At 58.1% G+C, this 5,036-nt stretch carries 2 protein-coding genes and 2 pseudogenes; 3 read left to right on the top strand and 1 reads right to left on the bottom strand.

Annotated features, from left to right (window positions below; all coding sequences use genetic code 11):
- From V6767_RS22565 to V6767_RS22555, 3 genes and pseudogenes are all read left to right on the top strand, one after another.
- On the top strand, positions 1 to 461 hold a 461-nt coding region (locus tag V6767_RS22565), incomplete at its 5' end, for an autotransporter outer membrane beta-barrel domain-containing protein (RefSeq protein ID WP_448475484.1).
- A gap of 90 nt (positions 462 to 551) precedes the next feature.
- A pseudogene (locus V6767_RS22560) lies at positions 552 to 809 on the top strand (helix-turn-helix domain-containing protein); the annotation flags it as partial.
- A 116-nt stretch (positions 810 to 925) separates the two neighbouring features.
- Positions 926 to 1,171: pseudogene (locus V6767_RS22555) on the top strand (transposase); the annotation flags it as partial.
- A gap of 152 nt (positions 1,172 to 1,323) precedes the next feature.
- Here V6767_RS22555 and V6767_RS22550 read toward each other — a convergent pair.
- Positions 1,324 to 5,036, bottom strand: a 3,713-nt coding sequence (locus V6767_RS22550) for an autotransporter domain-containing protein (protein ID WP_448475483.1), incomplete at its 5' end; no start/stop codon positions are given.

Genomic DNA, 5,036 nt, shown 5'->3' with positions numbered 1-5,036 from the left:
TCTATGGCGGGCTTGGCTACGGCTTCGAGATCACCGACGGTTTCACGCTGGAGCCCTATCTGGATGCGGCCTATATCAACCAGCATTCCGATGCCTTCACGGAGACGGGCGGGCTTGCGGCCCTGTCCTATCAGAGCCAGACGATGAATACCGGGTTCACGACGGTCGGCCTTCGCGGCGCCTGGGCGTTCGATATCGGCGGTTATGCGAACCGGCTGACGGCATCGGCGGGCTGGCGCCACGGCTTCGGGGATCTCGCTCCCCAGGCGGCGTTCAGCTTCGCGGGATCCGATGTGTTCGGCATCACCGGCACGCCGCTTGCCGAGGATCAGGCCGTGCTGAGCGTGGGGTGGAGCACGCAGTTCTCCGATACGGTCAGCGTCGGCCTGAATTACACCGGCCAGTTTGCCGGCGGCAATGAAAGCCAGAATGTCACAGCCAAGCTGAATATACGATTCTAGAGCATTTTCTCACCGCTCGGAGTGGTTGCGGAGTCCCAATTCAGTTTGTTTCTGATTCAACATACAGGCTGGGATAGGAGGCCAGCCTGTATGGCCACAGCGCTTTCCAAAGACCTTCGCGATCGACTGCTCAATGCCGTCGAGGGAGGCATGACATGCCATGCAGCGGCGACACGGTTCGGCGTTGCGCCATCGACCGCGATCCGGTGGGTTTCGCGGCTGAAAGCGACAGGCCATCACGCACCGAAGCGGCAAGGCGGTGACCTGCGTTCTCATCGCATCGAAGCTCATGGCGATTTCATTCTTGGGCTGGTCGAAGAACGCAAGGACATCACCCTTGCCGAGATCGCCGAAAAGCTTGATAGCGGGTAGTGTCCCGCAGCGTGGTGTAGCTGGCGGATTGGCCACCAGTGTTTTTCGATAGGGTCGGGTTGTCAAAGACCAACCTGATGGAAAGACCACCTATGACCGAGGATATGATGAACCTGTGCGCTCTTGTTGAGAAGAGTGCTGATGCCGATTTGCTCCGGAAGATGATCGGCTTTGCAGCCGAGAAGCTGATGGCGCTGGAAGTGAGCGCGAAGACCGGCGCAGGTTATGGCGAGAAGAATGCGTTCCGGCTTGCCCAACGCAATGGCTATCGCGATCGGGACTGGGAGACGCGGGCCGGAACGGTGGAACTTAGTATTCCGAAGCTGCGCACAGGGAGAGCGACAGCGGAAAGTCTAAGCGAAGTGCGCTCACAAAACTCAGGTCTATTCACGACATCAACCGTGAGAACCGCTGAGGGTCCAGTTCTATACTTTGGAATCGGAGCATCGGCCCCACAACGGATCGCAATCTGGGGCCGATGCGCTACCTCTCAGAACCTGAGATTGATTCGCGCATTCAGGTTCTGGCTCTGGCTCTGATCGCCAAACAAGCCGGTATAGTCGAGCTGGAGCGTAAAGTCGGGCGAAAAAGCCCCTTGCCAGCCGACACTCACTACCGCCTGATCCTCCGAGAGCGGCACGCCGACGACCTGGAAAGGCGAGCCACCGGCAAAGCTGACCGTGCCGACTGCACTGGTATCTCCATAGGCATGGAGCCAGCCCACAGAGCCCGTGATAGTACTTGCAAGTGTCTCTGACGGCAATACGTACTCACCTCTCAGGCCTACCGTGGTGAAACCGGTGTTCATGCTGTTCTTCTGCCGCGTCAGGGCGGCGAAGCCTCCGCTTTCGGTAAAGCCGTCGGTCTGCTGATTTACGTAGGCGGCGTTCAGGAAGGGCTCAATCTGATATGCCTCATCCTCAATTGTCTTGATACCTACATCACCATAAACCTGGAAAGTGCCGGCGCCATAGTCGGCCACTTCCTGCTCTGAAAGCCCGGGAAGATTCACGTCGCGCTTGCTTTCGATATCATGCCAAGTGTAGGCCGATCCGAAATTCAAGCCCACGGAGTCGAACACACCGCCCCCGTAAACCCCAAATGTATAGTCACTGCTGGTCGCCGAGGAGGCATAGGCAGAAACCTTCGAACTGGTGTACCCGTACCCGACAACAGCACCAAAGCGCATATTTTCAAAGGCCGCGATATCGATGCCCGCGAAACCTCCGCCGACATTGTCTTTCATCTCCCCAAGATCAGAGCTGCCCGAAAACCGGGTCCATGAGCCATAACCCGTGGCCCACAGGCCCAACCCGTTATTGTCTTCCTCAAATCCATTAAAGGCGTCGGTGCCTTCGTCTGCACTGGCATAGTTTGCAACAGAAACGCCTCGCGTCGACGAGGCCTCCCCCAGTGCCTCTCGCAAGCGGGTGTTGGTGGCATCGCGGACGAATCGACTGTTTTCAAGCATTCCTGAATCCAGTGACGAGAGCATCTGTCCCGAAAGAGTGTCAAGATCGGGACCGAGTTGGTCTGAAGGCAGACCCGTTATGATTTTCTTCAACGGATTGTCCGGCCCCAGGCTGTTAATGCCACCCGCAGTTGCACACTGATTGGCGGTCATACCGGGAAGGCAAAGCGTGCTGCCGCCCTTGGTCAGGTCCTTGAGCGTCAGAAACACGGTATCAGAAGTATAGCCAACATCCGCCCCGACATAAGCCGAGGTTGACTGAACTTCGGGATCGAAACCGGCTACGCCATCGCCATCGCCGTCCTGAACCGTGACGCTTTGGGCAGAAGAAACAATCGTCACCTGCTCGCCATCGACGACAGTGCCGCCGCGGGCATCAACGGTGATCTGACCTCCCGAAACAGCAACAGCATCAGATGCGGCAATGAGATCGGCGACAACTTCGCCCTGCTGCTGCGCTTCGACGTTCGCCAGCAGCGAAGAGCCGGGATCGAACGCGAGTTTGCCGGTGTTGAGCGTCTCGATCGTGGTATCGCTGCCGGCGGTGATTCTGCTGCCCGAAAGCATATGTACGCTGCCGAGCGTACCATTGCCGCTCAAAAGGCCGCCGCTTGCGGAAAGCGCACCGCCGAGCTTGCCGGATACGGCAAGCCCACCGGCAGTGAGCGAAGTGGCGCCGTTGAAGCCAGAACTATCGCCTGTAAGACTGGTTGTTCCTGTTCCAGTCTGGTTAAATGTCCCGGTTCCGGAAATCTTACCCGCAAATGCCCAATCGGCCGAGCGCAGGACATTGAAGCTTGCGTCCTTTGCAACATCGACGTCGCCGGTAAGAGAGCCAGTCGCGCCGCCATCGCCCAGTTGGAGGGTACCCTCAGCGATGCTGGTCAGACCAGTGTGTGCACCAGCGCCGGTCATAACAAGTTTGCCGCTACCGGTTTTGGTGAAGCTGCCCGCAACGCCAGGCATGTCAACAAAGTTGCCGGAGGCCTTCAAGACATTGCCGGTGCCCTCAACGTCGATCGAATTGTCTGTCGCGCCGAGCTGGAAGATGCGGGACGTATCGAAGCCCGCCGTTGCTTTCAGTGTGCCGCCGTCAAGCCTTACGCCACCGGTGGGATCGCCGAGATTGGCATTGCCGGCAACCGAAACTATACCGCCCATTACGGCCGTGCCGCCCGAATAGGAGTTCGGGCCTGTCAAAACAAGCGTCCCGCTTCCCGATTTGATGAGCGCACCCGATTGCCCTGTCTTGTCGCCAATTGGACCTGAGAGGGTCAACGTGTCGAGCATATTTGCAACGCTGACCGTGCCGTTGTGCTGATCGATGATTATTTCACGTGGAATTGTGAAACTCCCGGTTGTCTCGAGAGTTCCCCCAGCAAATGCGATCTTCGATGACGCATCGCCAAGGTTATTGTTGGAGGAAACCGCAAGAACACCATTTGTGATTGTCGTATCGCCAGAATAGCTATTTGTCGCCGTAAGCGACAGGAAGCCCGCCCCGGTCTTGTTGATTCCGGATGTGCCGTTCAAGATAGAGTTGATCGTTGCCCCGGTGCTCGCAGAAGGACCAACGGCAATCTCGACCAGATTGTCTGCCGTTGCGCTATCCAGCGTCAGCGGGTCTCCGATGACGGAATAGCCATTTTCGGCAAATTGAAGTCCGCCCACTTCGATGGGGGAAGCCCCGCCATTTGTGTCCACTGTCACAGTGCCGGCGCTTCCGTCGAAGATCGCAATGTCGCCCTGTGACCACACTCCATGACTGGTGGGCGGGTCAGCATCACCCCAGTTGGTGTTTGAACCGACATATGTATTCCAGATACCGTTCCCTCCGGATATCGGTGCGGTTCCGGAGGTGGTGGCGCCATCCCAATAGCGTAAAGCAGGGCCGCCGCCGGGCACGCTAAGATAGATATGGCCGACCGGCGTATAAACGATCGTGCTTCCGCCGGGAACATTGGCGCCCAGAGTGAACTGGTTCGTCGGGTCGGGGGCCCCTGGCGCGGTCGCCGAGTTTATCAGGGCATATAATCCTCCCGGTGCGCCGGGGCTGTCGAGATTGATCGTTGTAGCCCCGACGCCGCCGAGCGAAAGCGAGTTGCTCTGGACCAACGCCGTGGAAGAGGGCGCCGTCAAATTGACATCGAATGAGGTTGTGTTTTCGAATGTCAGATCGCCAGCAGTTGAGAGAATTCCGCCTTGCGAAGCGAAGAGCGTTGCACCAGACTTGATCTCAATATCGCCCCCGACATTGCCGGCCCCACCAAACCTGGCGGCAGAGTCGACCGTTACGCCGCCCGTCAATCCGCCGGCGGTGACTCCATTACCTAATTGCAGGCTTCCGCTCGATACCGTCGTGAGACCCGTATAGGATTTTGTACCGGTGAAGATCAAAGTACCGGCACCTGTCTTTTCGAGATCGCTGATGACGGGTCCAAGTCCGCCGGCACTATAGTTGTTGCCGTTTGCGATATCGATACCGATCGTTGCAACATCGCCCCCGTTGTCGACCGAAATCTCGCCCTTTGCGGCGGAGTAGGGTGACAAATGCAGGGTGTTGCCTGCCGTGCCGTCGATTTCGTAGTTCGAAACGGCAAATTCCAGCCGGTCAAAGCCATGCGCGCCAACGGCAGTAACCGTGCCGCCGGTGCCGCCGAAAATGCCAACTGAACGCGCCCAGGCGGACGCATTCGTCCCGGTCGAATCCGTCCAGTTCTGGGTGGCCGAGG

This window comes from Martelella sp. FLE1502 (assembly GCF_053484255.1).
Note: the sequence above shows the minus strand (reverse complement) of the source record. Positions and strands in the feature narration are given on the sequence as shown.